Genomic DNA, 16214 nt, shown 5'->3' with positions numbered 1-16214 from the left:
CGTTCAGTCGTTCCGCATTTTTACGACAAAGTGGAAATTTAATTACTTTTTTTAAGAAATTGCTTGCGAAACTTTTGCGGCGACAGCCCAAACTTATTGCGGAAAACATTGTAAAAGGTTTTGTTGGTAGCGAAGCCATTGTTCAACCCGATTTCCAGAATCGTTTTATCTGTATCACGCATTTCTTTGTATGCCGCATCTAACCGGACAGAATTGAGGTATTCGGTAAATGTGATCCCCATAAATTTTTTGTAGAAGCGCGAAAAATAGGAGGGATTGTAGTTAAAAATCGCCGCCACCTCCTCGATCATCAGATTCTGGGTATAATGCTCTTGGATATACTGATTCACCATTTTCATTTTTTCCAAATACTTAAAGGACTTGATCTCATAAATGCCCGTACTGGAAAATGTATTACTTTCGCAAAGAATCGCGAAGAGCTCGTACACCTTGGCCTTAACAGAGAGATGGGCCACCAACTCTTCAGAAGAAAAATGCTGATAAATGAACAACAGGCACGCCAATGCTTCTGAATAATGCTGATCTGGAATAGCTTTAAATAGAAACTTCTTCCAATACTGCTCCTCTGTCACTTGCTGTACGTAATCCAGTGGCAGCTGAATCACCAGACACTCGCCCAAAACAGGGCTTCTCGTCGAATGGACGTGATTGGAATTAATAATGATGAATTCCTGCGCCTTCAAGTGATAGGTCTCGCCAGCAAAAATGACCTCTAATTCACCAGAAAAACAAAAAAGCAGCTCTAAACTATCGTGCCAATGCGGCGGGATCAGGCGATCCGATGATTTTGAATGGAAGGAAAAAATTTTATAGGAATAATTATCTGTAGGAGAGATTTTTTCATACTTCATACAGGGACCCTCGCTTTCTGTATTTTCTTACTTGTAACGTACCCAATCCGCTAAAATGATGCAAAAGAAAAACTCAAGGAAGAACCGCTTGGTCTTTCCTTGAGTCTCTTATTTTAATTGAATGTAAAGGAATTTCAATCCCTTTGTCCCGTCAAATCGCAAGGATTCGTTTGATTTTTCGGAAGGAGAGGGCATACACAAGCGCTTGATAAAGAAAGACGGCGCCCATCAACAGACTGTCCAGCAGCAAAGCGTTGACTTCATTGCTGGTGAATTGACCATCGTTCGCACTGAACATCAAAAGGGTAAAGCCATAGATCAGGAGCGCTCCTAAAAGGGTCGGTAGAATAAATAATTTGTTCAACTGGCTAAGGACACATTTTCGGATATAGTCATTATTGGCGCCTAAACGTTTCAAATCTTCAAACAATTGTTGATTCGACAAGCCGATCGTCAGGCTGCGAGTGTAGGAGATCACTCCGACAGCGGCCAAGCAAATGATTGCGACAAAAATAAAGACTAAAAAGAAGACGGCGACATTTTGGAAAAAGGTATTTTTTACTAGTACCTTCATCGATGGGTAGTATTTCCAATAGTCCATCAAATCCCGATTTTCTACAGAAATAGTCATTCGCTTCCCTGCACTATACGGTTGCTTAGCTGTCTTGGCTTTTTCAGCTTGATAAGCATCGTACTCGTTTGAAAAGGCCATCTGAGGTGAGGCTCTTTCTATGAAGGTTTCGTAAAGCTCTTGAGCAAAGGGGTATGACGCCTCCAAATCTGCTACATTGAAAAGAAGCTGCTTCGTTTGATTTTTCGGAGTGAGGCTTTTCGTGAGCTGCTGGAAATCCTCATCATTCACCACGTAGCGGCGGCTGCCTTGATTGACAAGCGGCTGATAGCGAACGATTCCTTTGAATTTTAATGGACGTTCTTCTTTGGTGACTGGATGCGTCACTTGATCCATGTCGTTGTCTTTTTCAAAAAAGCCCTCTGCTTCTTCTTGTCCCTTCACACGATAATACTGTCCTCGAGGAATTTTGAGCGTGTTTTTAGTCACTTGGTTGAAGGTCGAAGCATCAATAAAATCAGCTAAACGATGGTCTTTCTTATATTCTTGGATCAGCTTTCCATCATCGGTCCAATCACGTTCCACGCCGCTGACGATCAGCTCTGAAAAGAGGAGCTCTTGATAATCTTCGATGCTCACTTGGTGTTTTTTGGCTAGTCGGTAGATGTCCTGCTGATCGACTTCGTTCGCTGAAAAGTTGTAATGCAGTTCGTAATCCACCGGACTATTGAACAGGGAGTTGGTCGCACTTGCCAGTTGAGGCGGATAAAAGCAGGCAAAGAGACTGGCTGTTAGCAGCAAGGTAAGAATACACATCGTACGAACGGTCTGCCGTCCTTGGAATTTCATCATATTCGAGCCGATCAGTTCATTGTAATATTTCTGCGGATTTCTCCCCCGTTTGCTTTTCATGATCCTGTAGGTCATGATGCGGTAGATGCCGATCAGCGAGAGCAGATAGGTCGCATTCCATACAGCAGGGAGCTGGAAGCCTTGATTAGAGACGGCCATCCGTACTACAAACCCCAGTACGATACCCAGTATGAGTAAAATGACGCCCGAGATGCCATAGCCAGTAGTGACCGCACGCAAGGGTTCCTTTTTATGCTCGTGATACAAAATCTCCATCACATCCGTTCGCTGAACGAAACGGTAAAGCTGGAACAAGACCGCTGCCATGGAGACGACTCCAAAGGCTGCTCCGATGGCAACACCTGTAAAGGATACGCCTAACGACATCTCGCCTAAATGAGCCAAAACAAGCTGGAACATCTGCCAGATCAAAAAGGCCAGTCCGATCCCAAGAAGGATGCCCGCGACGATACAGCCCAGCATCAATTGCATGAGTTCGATTGTCAGCTTTTGCGCCAAGTATTTTTTCTTCGCACCTAAGGCTAGAAACACCCCTGTCTCTCTGCTTTTATATTTTAGAAACAGGCTGGCGGCATACAAGATAAAAATAAAACATCCCGCAAGAGCGATCGCAAAGATCATCATCACTTGTTTGCGGCTGTCACCGCCGATGGGCAAGGTCTGCTGAACGATCGTGCTGTAGAGCATCACCGCGTAGGAGGTGATCAAAAGTACCGAAAATGTCATACAAAAAGTAAATTGCAGGTACTGCTGCTGGTTGTATTTCCGCAGCTTTTTTAGTAGATCAGACAGAGATAGCTTCATGGGTGCCCTCCTCCAATTCCTTCAATACGTGGAGCAGTTCGTCAAAAAATTCCTGCCGTGAGCCTTTTCTTACCAATTCAGTAAAAATGTTGCCGTCCTTCATCACCAAGACGCGGTCGCAGTAGCTGGCAGAGAAGGTGTCGTGGGTGACCATAAAGATCGTTGCACCTAACGTCCGTTTGGCTTCGATGAATGCCTCGATCACGGTGTCTCGCGATTTGCTGTCTAGATTCCCGGTAGGCTCGTCGGCTAACAGGATCAACGGGTCATTCATCAGTGCTCTTGCTACTGCCGTTCGCTGCTTTTGTCCGCCGGAGATTTCTACGGGGTATTTGTTCGCGATAGCGTCGATCCCAAACAGCTCTAACAGCTTGGCGGCTTTTTGCTCCATCGGTCGGTACGGTGCCTGCGTGATCACCTTCGGAACACAGACATTCTCAAAAATCGTCAAGCCGTCCAGCAGCATAAAATCTTGGAAGACAAACCCTAATTTCCTATTCCGAACCTCCGCCATCGCCTCCTCGTCAAGCTTCGCCAAGAGCGTATCATCTAGTCGAATCTCCCCTTTTTCGTAGGGGATGAAACAAGAGATGCAATTCAGCAGCGTCGTCTTACCGCTTCCCGACGGTCCCATCACCGCAACAAACTCACTTTTATCGACTGTAAATGAAACGTCCTTCAATACATCATACTGGACCCCGCCAGTATGAAAACTTTTATAAAGATGATCGACTGTTAACATTTTTTCTCCCCCTTGTATTTTCTCTATAGCTTTATTTTAAAAAAAATACCTTACTTTCCCTAGGGGCGATCATGTAAATTTTGACCCTTTTAGTGTCATTTTTGCCAATCTTTTAATGCTATAATGATAAAAAAACAAAGGGGGAGCATTGAATGTTAGAGGTTGTTTGCTGCGATGATGAAAAAGAGATGCGCAAAGCATTGACGAGGATCATTGCGCCTGAATTGCAGCTCCAGGGCATCGACTATCGGCTCCATGAATATTCTTCGGGGGAAGAATTTCTCAGCAGCGGAAGCATCGAAACAGTCGACCTTTTATTTTTGGATATTGAAATGAAGCGGCTGGATGGCATCGAGACAGCGAAACGGCTGCGCAAAAGCAATCCGCGGGCGGTGATCGTTTTTGTTACGGCCTTTGCGGATTTTGTCTTTGAAGGCTACGAGGTCCATGCGTTGAATTATTTGTTGAAGCCCTATGGTGAGAAAAAAATCATCGAGGTCCTCCACAAAGCGTTGGGAGAGCTGGAGGCAACCGACACTCGCTATTTTATGATCGAACATAAAGCCGACCGCTCCAAAGTCGCCTTGAAGGACATCTATTACTTCACTAGTGACAGGCGGCTGGTGACTGTTGCAACTACTAGCGGACCAAAATCTTTTTATGGCAAGCTGAGTGATCTAGCATTGCCGGATTCGTTTCTCCGAATCCACAGCCGGTACATCGTCAATTTAGCCCATGTCGATCAGGTATCGGCAACGTCTCTCACTTGTAATCAGGAGACCTTGCCCATCAGCCGCAAATACCGACAAGGGCTTCTAGTGAATTTTGCTAAAAATATGTTAGGGTAGGTGATCCGATGCAATTGCTTGAATTTCTCATCACTCAAGTCACAGGATTCGCTGGTACGTATTTTCTTTACCGATTGATCGCTGCGTTTATCCCCGTCAAGGACCATTTGTTTTTTAAGCTGCTCCTATTTTTCGTGGCCTTTGTCGCGGTCTCATTGCCTATCTATCCCAATGACCCTGTCAATATCAGTGCCATGTTCGTCTTTTTCTCCATCGCTTTATTTCTCTCCTTAAAGGGGCTGCTGCTTCACAAGATTTCTTTAGTTCTCTCCCTGTATCCCTTCATCGCAGCTCTTAATTTTTTATTGGAGGATATCGGGCTGAGACTGTGGTTCGCTGGCGGGAAGACCCTCGCGCTCGACTTTTTTTTGCATGGGACTGCCCTTTTATTGCGAGGCTTGATTTGGTATGGGATGTACCAATTTTTCCGTTATGCCACTCCTTATGCGAAAACACAGATTTCAAAAAAACTATGGCTGATCCTAGATTTGATTTGTTTGACACCGTTAGTCGCGATGATCAGCTTCATTCTCTTTACACCAGAAAATACAGTCGTATTCTACCCAGCCGCTTTTGCCTGTCTTTTGACCAGCGTCTGCAGTCTCTATATGACTGGGCATCTTGCAAAAAGCTTTCGTTATCAATTGGAAAACCAAAGCTTTCAACTGCAAAAGGACTATTATCAAGAATTGGAGAGTACTCAAAAACAGCTCCGCAAAGTCCACCATGATATGAACAATCATTTCGGTGTCATGCGAAATCTGCTGCGGGAGGAACAGGCTGAACAGGCTGAAAACTATTTAGCGACGCTCACCCAACAGCACACGCTTTCCAATCATCGTTTTTGCAAGAACAGCATCGTCAATGCCGTGCTGAACGCTAAATATCACGTGATCCAGGAAGCGGGGATCACGTGTACGATGCAGGTGGATATCGATACCTTGATCACGATCGATGACATTGACCTGTGTTCACTTTTTGGTAACACCTTAGACAATGCGATCGAAGCTGCCAAAGGCGCGCCGAAAAAAGAGCTTACTCTGAAGGCAAGGTATTACAATGGGTTTTTCAGCTACGAGATCACGAACACGATGCAGCATAAAATAAAAAAGAGCGGGACGCGCTTCTTTTCGACCAAAGCCGCCCCGCAGGAACACGGGATCGGATTGCAGTCCGTTCGCGGGATCGTTGACAGCTATGATGGAACATTGGACATCCATTATGATGAGGAACACTTCTCCTTGGTGGTCTTGATCGGAAATATTTAAAAAAAGCGAAGCAGCCTGTTTTTTGATCGGCTTGCTTCGCTTTTGATTACAGCAACTCTTTTCGCAGTGTCGCGTCCTCCACAGAAGAAAGATACTTCGGCGGGATATCAAAGACCGTGAACGCGCCAAATTGCTCTTCCTTCGCAAATCGGGCGCACGCTCTGGCGTAGGCAACGAGGACGCTGGCGGTAAATTCAGGGTTGCTTTCTAATTGCAGATTGTATTCGATCACCTGCTTGGTCTGCTCATGAGTGATGCCTGTCCGCAGCACCGTTCCGCCATGAGGCATCGCGTGATGGTCGCGGGCCAAGTCTTCTGCTGAAATAAAATGAACGATCGTGTCGTATTCATCGAAGTAATTTGGCATCGTCACGATCTCTTCTTTGATTGCCGCTTCCTCCGCACCGTCTGCTAAAACGACGAAGCACTCCCGTAAATGCTTGTCTCTTGTCGTCAGCTCCAGCGTTTCCCCCGCCTTCAAGCGTTCAATCACTTCATTTTTCGGAATGGTGTATTGAATCGCATCGGCGACACCGTTGATTCTTCTCAATGCATCCGAGTGGCCTTGGCTGACGCCCTTGCCCCAAAATGTATACGTCTCGCCTTTTGGTAAAATACTTTCAGCGTATAGTCGGTTCAAGCTGAATAAGCCGGGGTCCCAGCCGGTAGAAATGATCGAAACCGTTTGATTCTCCTTTGCCGCCTGATCGACGTTGGCAAAATGCTCTGGGATCTTAGCATGGGTATCAAAGCTGTCGATCGTATTGAAGTCTTTCGTCAACGACGGTGTTTGCACTGGCAGATCTGTCGCTGATCCTCCGCACAAGATACAGACATCGATCTTTCCCTTTTGCTGCTCCAGCTCCGCTAGGGCATAGGCAGGTGCGCCCTCTGTGTGTACGGTACTGGGGTCTCTTCTCGAATAGATCCCCACTAACTCCATGTCCGCGTTCTGCTGCAATGCCCGTTCCACGCCACGGCCTAAATTTCCATATCCGACAATCGCCACTTTGATCATTTAGATTCCTCCTATTTTCCTTTGTATGAGAATTATACTATAAAAATCGTACTTAAAATGAGATTTTTTTCATCAAAAAAACGCGCTCAGCAAGTTCGCTGAACGCGTTGTTCCTTTTACAATAAATGATTGTCCTTCAACACATCTCCGATATACGTGTTTTCGATCTTCTTGACGAAATGCCCCAATACTTTTTTCTCTACATACGGCAGGTCCATCTCAGAGAGCTTCTTGCGGTCGCTTAGGTAATAGACGGAGTTCGCCAGCGTACGAATGTCGTAAGCAGAGGCGAAGACTTCAGGCACTCCCCGTTCAATATCTAAGAAGCTGTAGACGGCTTCCATCGCTGTCCGCACAGAATATTCCGTAGTAAAGACCGTGTCCCGTTCCGTTTCGGCAAAGTTCCCGATGAAGGCCAGATTTTCTGAACCGTTCGGAATGACCAACGGACGATCCCCCGGTTCACGCAGCATGAAGTACGAGGTGATGAAGGGCATATAGACAGGAACCACCACACAGGATTTTTCAGAGAAGGCTTGGATGTCGTCTTCTGGAACGCCTAAGTGGTACATCAATTCCTGCACGATCTCTTGACCCGTACATTGTTCGATCGGCTTCTTGATGTAGTTCCCCGGTGTGTTGGACAGGAGACCGTACACCCAAGTAACTGTCTGCTGATCCGTTTGTTCTTTAAAATGCGGTTGACGATGGGTCGCGAAGCTCATCAGCCAGTTGGAGTCCTTGATGGTGATGATCCCGCCGGTCACGATGCTTCCCGTCCGTAGTTTCCGTTTCGTCAAACGAGAGATATAAGGTTCGATGTCAAAGTTTTCCCATGTCACAGTCGCAGAGACAAACCAGCTCTCATCCGGCAAGTTCTCGCAAAAGACCTCGGGGTGCCCGAATTCATCCGATTGCTTCGCTAAGTTCTTCCACAGGTTCCAACTGCCCCCCAGCTCATGGGTGATAGGTGCCGGAGTATGGTGGTCGCCTTCTGTGGAACTTTCTGTGATGGACCCGTTCGTCACAAAGACGAGGTCATTTTCTGTTAATGTGATCTCTTCTGCTTTTCCTCCCCGTGTCAGCTGGATCTTCTTCGCCACTTTTTTGTCTGGCGCAGCATCGACTTGGATGTTGGTGATCTTCGTTTCATATTGGAAGTCCACGCCATGCTCCTTCAAGAAGGACAACAACGGTTTTACTAACGATTCGTATTGGTTGTAGCGGGTAAATTTCAACGCCGTGAAATCTGGCAAGCCTTTGATATGGTGGATGAAGCGCATCACGTAGCGGCGCATCTCGATCGCAGAATGCCATTTCTCAAAGGCAAACATCGAACACCAATACAGCCAAAAGTTCGATTCAAAGAATTCCTCGCCAAAGACGTCTTCGATCTTTTTGCCGACCAATTGATCCTCAGAAGTCATGAACAAATCGACCAATTCCTTTTGCGCCTTTTTCGATAAGGTGAAGTCGCCATCATCCGCCGCACGTTCGCCGCGGTTATGGATGATCCGACAATTGGATGAATTTGGATCATCATGGTCCAACCAATAAAATTCATCTAAGACCGACGCATCTTCCACTTCCAATGATGGCACGGAACGGAACAAGTCCCATAAACATTCAAAATGATTTTCCATCTCGCGGCCGCCTCGCGTCACAAAGCCGTCGTGTGGAATGAAGGTGCCATCCAGCGAACCGCCAGATAAGGACAGTTCCTCAAAAATGTGGATACGTTCGCCCTTCATTTGACCATCTCTGATCAGAAAAACAGACGCCGCTAACCCAGCTAATCCTGCTCCGACGATATAGGCGCTCTTTTCGTCTACGCCAGCCGGTTTTCTCGGTCTTGCAAATGCTTCATAATTTCCATTCGTATATCTCATGATGATTCCTCCTTCTTATATTCTAAATTCAGAATACCAGTCGGAAAATTTTATTGAAAACAAGACGCCTTCTCGTCTTGGAAAAGTTTGACTAATCGATGAATCTGTCAAAAAACAGCTTGTTTATCACAGCTCTGCGGTCATGTTTCGGACTCTTCACGTGGTTATTTTCGTTTCCTATTCCGCTTGGTTCGGCTGTCCTTTTTCTTCCCCTGCTGCTTATCCAGTCTTCGTTTGAGGTTTTTCTGTCGGTGCTCTTCTTCTACTTGCTCGGGGGTCTTATCGAAACGCACATGAGAAGACTTCGGTTTTGGCGGCAGGTCGACGGCGTTATGGGACGGACTTTCTGTGCTCGAAGCTTCTTCTCCCGGCAGCGGATACTCCGCCTCGACGATCGCCGCAGCTTCTTCGTAAGACAGCTTATTGGCTTTTTTTGGCGATGGGGATGCGGCGGCAGCAAGGACGGGCTGTTTTTCAGTCTTCGTGTTTTTAGGCGCTTCTTCAACGACAGTATCCTCTTCTGTTTGTTTGGCTTTCCCCACTTTGTAGGAAGTCGTTTCCACGTGACCACCGCCTTTGTAGTCGACCAATGCCACGAATTTTCGGACGCCGTCTACTTCAAAGATACTTAACAAGGTCAACACTTCCAGAATTTCCGCCACCAATGTCTCCTCTTTGTTAGGATCAACGTCGCGAATCGTCAGCAGATGGCGCTTGCCCGCCGCATCTTCAAAACGGGAACGAATGTCATAAACGAGGCCTTCTCTGTAAAGGTCCAAACTGCCCTGTCTCTCAAAGGCATTTTTAAAGGAACGGATCGATTCTGTCTGGGCAAAATATTCGGAAGGGCTTCCAAAATACTGTTTGATCAAGCCTTCCCATTCTTTGGATTCAAAGTATTCCTTGAAAAGGGGCAAAAAGAGGCGCAGGGTGTCTGTCGGCTCGACTGTTAAAACGAGGTCTCGAAGCAGGTCTTTGCAGAGAAAAGAAAAGGCTCCCGTCAAATTCAGCGCATTTCTCACCATGACCGCGACCAAATACTCGATCACAGAATCCGCGTCGTCGGATTGTTCGTAGTAAGTCTCGATCTTCTTCTCCAACGATTCCCGTTTCATCAAGAATAACTGCCGCGTGCCTAATTTTTTAACATCCATGTTCCCATCCTCCATCTCTTACGTGTTCATTTAACTAATTATAGGATAAGCTTAAGATAACGCGTTTGTAAACGCTTTTTTAAATACTTTTATTTTTTAAAAAAGTGAAAAGCTTTGGGTAATTTGTTTGTAAGAAAAAAGGAGCAAAAAATAGAAAAAAGAGTCGTTTTAAAATAACAAAAAAAGGAGGAATCGGACATGCTCCGAATCCTCCTTTTATTCATTATGCGTCTTGTTCTGTCATGATCACTGGACCATCCTTTGTGATCGCGATGGAATGCTCGTATTGGGCACAAAAACTGCCGTCCAGCGTGCGGGCTGTCCAGCCATTTCCATCAATGCCAGCCTCCCATGTTCCAGTCGTGATCATTGGTTCGATCGTGATCGTCATGCCTTCTTTTAAGCGCGGGCCTTTACCGGCTGTTCCGAAATGCGGGAAGAAGGGCTCTTCGTGGATCGTTGGGCCAATGCCGTGGGCAAGAAAATCTTGCACGACGCCGTATCCTTTTCCTTCTGCATACGTTTGGATCGCATGACCGATATCGCCTACACGATTGCCGACCTGCGCTTGCGCGATACCGAGCATCAAGGCTTCTTTCGTTGCATCCATTAAAGCCTGATGTTCGGGCGTGATCTCGCCGACTGCATAGGTCCAGCAGCTATCAGAGATCGCACCGTGGTAGTCGACACAGAAATCGACCTTCAGCACATCGCCTGATTTCAAACGATAATTTGACGGAAACCCGTGACAGATCTCGTCATTCACACTTGTACACGTCGCGAATTCATAGCCTTCAAAGCCGATTTGAGCGGCCACTGCGCCTGCTTCTTCGACTTTTTTCTGGACAAATTGATCGATCTCTTTGGTTGTGATCCCTGGAACGATCATGTCCCGTAGTTGTTTATGTATACCGGCTAAAATAGCCCCTGATTCTTTCATTTGCTCGATTTCTCGTGCGGATTTTAATGTCACCATCTGTTTGCCTCTTATTCTGATTTATTTCATTGCCTTGCGCTTTCTATCATAACACTTGAAAAGTTATACCACGAATTGTTTTTGAAGAAAAGGATCGACGCTTTTTTACTTCGGATCGGCGGTTTCGCTTAACGTTAGCTTAAACTCTTTCAAAGGTCCTGCCTGCCAGCGTTCGTCAGTTTTCAAATAGGCCTGTCCATACTCGATGATCCAGCCATGGAGATTCTGTGCTTTGAGCGTGTCCATCGTGGACGGCCACAGGACCGCCCGTTTTAATTGCTTATAGCCGGAAAAAGCAACGCCAAACTTCTCAAACAATCGCTGCGCGTACTTGTCCGCGATGAACGTTGAATGATCGAAGACGTACACCAACAAGGCATCTGCCGTCTCTTCCCCGATCCCCTTGATCGCCAACAGCTCTTTGCGCAGCTCCGAAAACGTCTTCCCAGCTACCGCCTCCAAATCAAAGTGATTCTCCTTCAACCAAGTCAGTACGCCCATGATCGTCGCCGACTTGCCCTTGTAGAAGCCGCTTGGTCGGATCAGATCCTGCAGCTCATCCAGCTCCAACGCTAAAATTTTCTCTGGTAAAAATTGTGTCGCTTCCTCTAGATTGACCAAGGCGTAATCCACATTCCGCCAATTCGTATTCTGGACCAAGATCGCGCCTAGCAGGATCTCCCATTTGTTGTCCGTGTCCCACCAGCGCTTATTTTCCATGACTTGGCGAAAGGCCGCGTACAATTCCTCGATATTGGTGATCATTTTTTCCCCTCACATTCTCTTCAGATGGTGCTTCTTTCTTTATTCTTTCTATATTATAGTAACAATTTATGATGGAAAGTAGAACTATCGCAAATGACGGGGGCTATTTGCGGCGAAAGAATAACAAAAATCGCTCGTTTGAATGACAAAAAGACCCGTCATTTTCTCCTTGAAAAAATAAAAAAAGAGAGGACAGCTTTTTTACTGTCCCGCAGAATTCTTAAGAAATTCTCTCTAGCAAGCAAAAAAACTCCGACTGTCCTCTCCAACAGTCGGAGTTACATCGCTTATAAACGGTTGAATATTCGTAAGGCCTTGGCTACATTTTCTTTGATCGCGGCAGTGGCAGCCAAAGAAAATTCATCAAAAAAGAGTTCTTCTTTCGGCTGCTCCTCGATCGCCCGTTGCAGCGCTTGACCAGCAGCAAGATTCATATAGGTATAATAATTGATCTTGCGAATACCGGCAGCGATCGCCTGTTTGTAATCTTCCTCAGACACACCTGAACCGCCATGCATGACCAGAGGGCGATTCCCAGTTGTTGCACGGATCGCCGCGATGCGGTCAAAATCTAGATTCGGTTCTGCGAAATATTTTCCGTGGACGGTGCCGAAGGAGATCGCCAAGCTATCCACGCCTGTCGCTTCAACAAAGTCTTGGGCCTGCTGCGGGTTGGTGAACAGGTCTTGGTTGCCGATCGCGCCTTCTTCTGACGCGCGCCCTTCTCCGCTACCCACGGTCGAATTCGTCATCTCCCCCAGCTCTGCTTCGACAGACACATTGACGCTATGGGCGATACGGACGAGTTCAGACGATTCCTTTACATTTGTCTCGTAGTCCTTCAACGAGGCATCGTACATGATCGAGGTGAAGCCCAAACGAATCGCCTTGATGCATTCGGCAAGACTCGATCCGTGATCCAGATGTACAGCCACGGGAACTGACGCTTCTTTTGCGAAATGGACCATCACCGGGCCGATCTCTTCGATCGAAATGAGGGATTCATGCACTTCTGCATGCTGAAGGATCACCGGGACCTTCAGCATCTCCGCGGCTTGGATCACGCCCCGCACCGCTTCCAGATTGGGAACGTTGAAGGCGCCGACTGCCCGCTGCTGCTCCTCTGCTTCTGCCAACAATTCTTTGACTGTCACTAACATCCTTTGCCCTCTCTTTCTTCTTCAAAGTCGATCACGATCCGAAATGCTTCCGTATTTACCGCTTCCTCAAAAGCCGCTTCGATCGCACTCAGCGGATAGATCTTCGTAATAAAGGGCTTCACATCCACAACGCCGTGACTGATCATACGAGCGGCACGAATAAAGTCCCGCTTGTTGGAATTCGCTGTTCCTTTGATCTGCTGACCGGTTTTATGGATATGGTCGAAGGTGATCCCCACAGGCTCATCTGGATAATAGGAAGAATAGAGCATCATCGTTCCCGTGTTCGACAGACTCTCCAGCAACCCGGGGATCAAGCCTGAGATCGGCGTGGTGTTAAAAATGATCTGCGCCCCCAGATTCTCCGTATAAGCCAAGACTTTCTCCGTCAAGTTTTCTTTGATGGGATTGACCACGTGAGCAGCGCCCAAGGTTTTCGCTAATTCCAGCCGCGCCTCATTTGGATCAGATACGATCACGATCGCCCCTCTTTTTTGTGCCAATTGCAGATGGAGCATCCCCATGATCCCGGCACCAACGACAAGTACGTAATCCCCAAAATCAACCTCTGCCGTCTCGACACTGTGGAGCACACAGGACAGGGGCTCTGTTAATGACGCCTCTTCTGCCGGGACGTGCTGGTAACTGAAAATATTCGCCGGATCAACGACTAAATATTCAGACAAGCCGCCCATTCCTTTGTGAGGCAAGCCCGGCTGTTGCTTGCTGTGGTCGAAATTCAGGCAATTTTGCTCTTCTCCGACACCGCAATAGTAGCAATGACCGCACGCCAGATTTGTGCCAAAGACCACTTTGTCGCCAGCCTTCCAATCCCCCTCGACAGCTTCTCCTACTTGAAAGATCTCGCCTGCGATTTCGTGGCCGCCGATAAAAGGATAGTCCACTTTTTTGACACCCGTATAGACCCGCTGCTCCCAAGTACAGATAGCACAGGTATCGATCTTCATTAATAGTTTATCCTTTGGAAGCTCTGGTAATGGTGTGTCCTCCACCACCAATTTCTTCACATCATAAAACACTGCTGTTTTCAAAATTATTCGCCCTTTCCTTCTTCCGCCATCAGAAAAAACGACGTTAGATACCTGTGTATCATATTCCTAACGTCGTTTCCAGCTTATATTGAGTTTACGATCAAGCCGATCGCGGCTAAGATCGCGCCGCCAACGATTTGGATGACTAATACTTTGGTTGGTGTGTATTTTTTATGCTTCAATAAATAGTAGGTCAATAAGGTCACGCCCAGCGGCAAGATTCCCTTGACCAGCGCATCCAGTACATCCGTTTGGATCGAAAGGTTTTCCTTCCCACTCAAATGAATGCTTAATGGCGTCGCGATTTTTACGAAGTTCGCTGCTAACGAGCCGATCACGATCGCCCCTAAGGTTTGCGAGAAGGTCATGATGTAGGACAAGCGGCCGCCTGCCATCATCTTTTGAATCCCTTCCTTCCCTTGCTCATACCCTTGAATCCATAGGAAGTAGGCGATGACCGTCATAATGATCCAGTGAAGCGCGAAGAACATCACGGGTCCCATAAAAATGTTCCCGTCCGCGCCAAATGGCAACGTGAAGGACAGCAGGATCGGGATCAAGGTTCCTTGCCATAACGTATCGCCAATTCCGGCTAACGGTCCCATCAACCCCGTTTTCAAGCCGTTGATGGTTTGGTCATTGATGTCCGCACCAAGCGCCCGTTCTTCTTCCATCGCGATCGTCATTGCTAAGATCGGACCGCCAAAGGAAGGCTCTGTGTTGAAGAACTGCATGTGGCGTTCCAATGCAGATTTCATCTCATCTTCGTCTTTGCCGTACAATTTTTTTAAGATCGGACTGAAGGCATGGACGACACCTGTCGCTTGCAGACGCTCATAGTTATAGTTGGCGTGAGAAAAGAAGGTCCAACGCCAGAAGGCTTTCACAACGTCTTTTTTCGTTAATAGCTTTTCTTTTTTTACTTCTGCAGTCTGATCCATTACACCAGCCCTCCATTTTTATCTTTCAAATACAATTCCGTGAAGACATACCCGATGATCCCTGCGAATACAGCGATCGGCACAGATGGCAAGCCAGAGTAGATAGCCAGCATAAAGCCAAAGGTAAAGAACAACAGCGTTCCCTTGCCATTCATGGCACGTAAGTTCATCGCGATCCCTAACGCTGGCAGAATCCCGCCAATCGCTGAAAGAACATCCAACGGACGACCGCTCAACGCGTCTACGATTCCCTCTACTGCATCCGCGCCTAGATAAGCCGCCAGTGCAACCGGTACAACAGTGATCAATAGTAAAAATAATTGCGGTGGAACGATGTGAAGCCAGTTGATCCGATCGATTTTTCCTTCTTCAGCTGCTTTATCCGCCATATGGACGAACGTAATATCTACCGTCATATGCGCTACCCAGATCAGTGTCCCTAATAATCCGATCGGTACAGCCAATGTCACAGCAACAGCCGGTTCAACTTTTGCCGCCATTGCCAACGCCGTGCCCAATGTCCCTGCAAGTGCCGGGTCCATCGCTACAGTCCCGCCGGCTGAGATAAAGGCTAGATACGGCAAGTTGATCGCTGCCCCGATGATACATCCTTGAACGGGGTCACCCAAGATCAACCCTACCACCGTCCCATTGACTAATGGACGCATCCATCCATGGGTCCCCACCAATGACAGCCAGGGGGTCCCATTGATTCCAAGATAATAAACGACACCGATTAAAATTGCTTGGATAAGACTAATTTTCATTTCTCCACTTCCTTTATGAAATTATTTTATAGCAATCCTTCAATTGCTTGTGACCCTTGGTCAGGAATAACATGAATCTTCATTTTTACGCCGTGCGAGATGATTCCTCGGAAGGTTTCCTTTTCTTCTTCAGAAGCCGAGATATTTTTGTGGAACGTCTTGCGGTCTTTCCGTGCACCCATGCCGCCAATGATGATCTCATCGAAGGTCACGCCCTTTTCGATCAGCTGCAAGTACGTTTGCGGCTCTTTCGCCAAAACAATGATGCGGTGGCCGTCTGGAATCGCGGCTAATAATTCCGCGCCGTCTGCTACACCTAAAATCGACAACTTGATGCCGTTTGGTACGGCCATTGACATGATCGACTTCGTGAACTCATCCCCTGCTGTTGCGTCATCCACGATAACGATGTGGTTTCCTCCGGTAAATTGCAGCCAGGCTGTCATTACCTGCCCATGAATCAAACGATCATCGATTCTTGCTAATACGATTTCTCCCATTTCTACACATCCAT

The 16214-nt window shown here is 47.0% G+C and carries 15 protein-coding genes; 2 read left to right on the top strand and 13 right to left on the bottom strand.

What is annotated here, in order from left to right; all coding sequences use genetic code 11:
- Positions 1-38 precede the first annotated feature (38 nt).
- The 3 genes from A5868_RS02775 to A5868_RS02765 all read right to left on the bottom strand — a co-directional run bounded on the left by A5868_RS02775 (position 39) and on the right by A5868_RS02765 (position 3862).
- Positions 39-872 (bottom strand): AraC family transcriptional regulator, encoded by an 834-nt coding sequence (locus tag A5868_RS02775; RefSeq protein WP_010781844.1) that lies wholly within the window; start codon positions 870-872, stop codon positions 39-41.
- A 151-nt stretch (positions 873-1023) separates the two neighbouring features.
- A complete protein-coding gene (locus A5868_RS02770; RefSeq protein WP_086306147.1) occupies positions 1024-3120 on the bottom strand; it encodes an ABC transporter permease in 2097 nt (698 codons plus the stop codon).
- On the bottom strand, positions 3101-3862 hold the full coding sequence (locus A5868_RS02765) for an ABC transporter ATP-binding protein (protein WP_086306146.1): 762 nt from the start codon (positions 3860-3862) through the stop codon (positions 3101-3103). Before A5868_RS02765 ends, A5868_RS02770 begins: the two co-directional genes overlap by 20 nt.
- A 152-nt stretch (positions 3863-4014) precedes the next feature.
- Here A5868_RS02765 and A5868_RS02760 point away from each other — a divergent pair, with 152 nt between their 5' ends.
- Together A5868_RS02760 and A5868_RS02755 are read left to right on the top strand one after the other, a co-directional pair.
- Entirely contained in the window at positions 4015-4710 is a 696-nt protein-coding gene (locus tag A5868_RS02760) for a LytR/AlgR family response regulator transcription factor (RefSeq protein ID WP_086306145.1), read from the top strand.
- An 8-nt stretch (positions 4711-4718) separates the two neighbouring features.
- Positions 4719-5978, top strand: a complete 1260-nt coding sequence (locus A5868_RS02755) for a sensor histidine kinase (RefSeq protein ID WP_086306144.1) — start codon at positions 4719-4721, stop codon at positions 5976-5978.
- Positions 5979-6024: 46 nt separating this feature from the next.
- On the opposite strand, the gene A5868_RS02750 is transcribed toward A5868_RS02755, so the two are convergent.
- The 10 genes from A5868_RS02750 to A5868_RS02705 form a co-directional block, all read right to left on the bottom strand.
- On the bottom strand, positions 6025-6996 hold the full coding sequence (locus tag A5868_RS02750; protein WP_086306143.1) for a diaminopimelate dehydrogenase: 972 nt from the start codon (positions 6994-6996) through the stop codon (positions 6025-6027).
- A 116-nt stretch (positions 6997-7112) separates the two neighbouring features.
- Positions 7113-8885, bottom strand: a complete 1773-nt coding sequence (locus A5868_RS02745) for an oleate hydratase (protein ID WP_086306142.1) — start codon at positions 8883-8885, stop codon at positions 7113-7115.
- Between the two features lie 164 nt (positions 8886-9049).
- The gene (locus A5868_RS02740; protein WP_086306141.1) at positions 9050-10039 is read right to left on the bottom strand and encodes a hypothetical protein; all 990 of its coding nucleotides are present in this window, start codon (positions 10037-10039) and stop codon (positions 9050-9052) included.
- A 223-nt stretch (positions 10040-10262) separates the two neighbouring features.
- Positions 10263-11015: a type I methionyl aminopeptidase gene (gene map, locus A5868_RS02735; protein ID WP_086306140.1), complete on the bottom strand. Its 753-nt coding sequence runs from the start codon at positions 11013-11015 to the stop codon at positions 10263-10265.
- Between the two features lie 105 nt (positions 11016-11120).
- Complete coding sequence (locus A5868_RS02730) at positions 11121-11780, bottom strand: endonuclease III domain-containing protein (RefSeq protein WP_086306139.1); 660 nt, start codon at positions 11778-11780, stop codon at positions 11121-11123.
- Between the two features lie 287 nt (positions 11781-12067).
- Positions 12068-12940 (bottom strand): class II fructose-bisphosphate aldolase, encoded by an 873-nt coding sequence (locus tag A5868_RS02725; protein WP_086306138.1) that lies wholly within the window; start codon positions 12938-12940, stop codon positions 12068-12070.
- Positions 12934-13992, bottom strand: coding sequence for a zinc-dependent alcohol dehydrogenase (locus tag A5868_RS02720; protein ID WP_086306137.1), 1059 nt, complete (start codon positions 13990-13992; stop codon positions 12934-12936). Before A5868_RS02720 ends, A5868_RS02725 begins: the two co-directional genes overlap by 7 nt.
- 83 nt (positions 13993-14075) lie before the next feature.
- Positions 14076-14933, bottom strand: a complete 858-nt coding sequence (locus tag A5868_RS02715) for a PTS system mannose/fructose/sorbose family transporter subunit IID (RefSeq protein ID WP_010781859.1) — start codon at positions 14931-14933, stop codon at positions 14076-14078.
- Positions 14933-15700 carry a PTS mannose/fructose/sorbose/N-acetylgalactosamine transporter subunit IIC gene (locus A5868_RS02710; protein WP_010781860.1) on the bottom strand — a complete coding sequence of 256 codons (768 nt, stop codon included), beginning with the start codon at positions 15698-15700 and terminating at the stop codon, positions 14933-14935. The genes A5868_RS02715 and A5868_RS02710 overlap by 1 nt, the downstream gene beginning before the upstream one ends.
- A 26-nt stretch (positions 15701-15726) precedes the next feature.
- Positions 15727-16200, bottom strand: coding sequence for a PTS sugar transporter subunit IIB (locus A5868_RS02705; RefSeq protein WP_010781861.1), 474 nt, complete (start codon positions 16198-16200; stop codon positions 15727-15729).
- Positions 16201-16214: the final 14 nt, after the last annotated feature.

This window comes from Enterococcus sp. 12F9_DIV0723 (assembly GCF_002174375.1).
Classification (GTDB): Bacteria; Bacillota; Bacilli; order Lactobacillales; family Enterococcaceae; genus Enterococcus_A; species Enterococcus_A gilvus.
The sequence above is the reverse complement of the archived record's forward strand: the minus strand, read 5'-3'. Positions and strand labels throughout refer to the sequence as shown.

What these genes read in the sequence shown, in the direction of transcription:
- A5868_RS02775 (WP_010781844.1), bottom strand. Translation starts at nt 872, where the DNA reads ATGAAGTATGAAAAAATCTCTCCTACAGATAATTATTCCTATAAAATT.
- A5868_RS02770 (WP_086306147.1), bottom strand. Translation starts at nt 3,120, where the DNA reads ATGAAGCTATCTCTGTCTGATCTACTAAAAAAGCTGCGGAAATACAAC.
- A5868_RS02765 (WP_086306146.1), bottom strand. Translation starts at nt 3,862, where the DNA reads ATGTTAACAGTCGATCATCTTTATAAAAGTTTTCATACTGGCGGGGTC.
- A5868_RS02760 (WP_086306145.1), top strand. Translation starts at nt 4,015, where the DNA reads ATGTTAGAGGTTGTTTGCTGCGATGATGAAAAAGAGATGCGCAAAGCA.
- A5868_RS02755 (WP_086306144.1), top strand. Translation starts at nt 4,719, where the DNA reads ATGCAATTGCTTGAATTTCTCATCACTCAAGTCACAGGATTCGCTGGT.
- A5868_RS02750 (WP_086306143.1), bottom strand. Translation starts at nt 6,996, where the DNA reads ATGATCAAAGTGGCGATTGTCGGATATGGAAATTTAGGCCGTGGCGTG.
- A5868_RS02745 (WP_086306142.1), bottom strand. Translation starts at nt 8,885, where the DNA reads ATGAGATATACGAATGGAAATTATGAAGCATTTGCAAGACCGAGAAAA.
- A5868_RS02740 (WP_086306141.1), bottom strand. Translation starts at nt 10,039, where the DNA reads ATGGATGTTAAAAAATTAGGCACGCGGCAGTTATTCTTGATGAAACGG.
- map (WP_086306140.1), bottom strand. Translation starts at nt 11,015, where the DNA reads ATGGTGACATTAAAATCCGCACGAGAAATCGAGCAAATGAAAGAATCA.
- A5868_RS02730 (WP_086306139.1), bottom strand. Translation starts at nt 11,780, where the DNA reads ATGATCACCAATATCGAGGAATTGTACGCGGCCTTTCGCCAAGTCATG.
- A5868_RS02725 (WP_086306138.1), bottom strand. Translation starts at nt 12,940, where the DNA reads ATGTTAGTGACAGTCAAAGAATTGTTGGCAGAAGCAGAGGAGCAGCAG.
- A5868_RS02715 (WP_010781859.1), bottom strand. Translation starts at nt 14,933, where the DNA reads ATGGATCAGACTGCAGAAGTAAAAAAAGAAAAGCTATTAACGAAAAAA.
- A5868_RS02710 (WP_010781860.1), bottom strand. Translation starts at nt 15,700, where the DNA reads ATGAAAATTAGTCTTATCCAAGCAATTTTAATCGGTGTCGTTTATTAT.
- A5868_RS02705 (WP_010781861.1), bottom strand. Translation starts at nt 16,200, where the DNA reads ATGGGAGAAATCGTATTAGCAAGAATCGATGATCGTTTGATTCATGGG.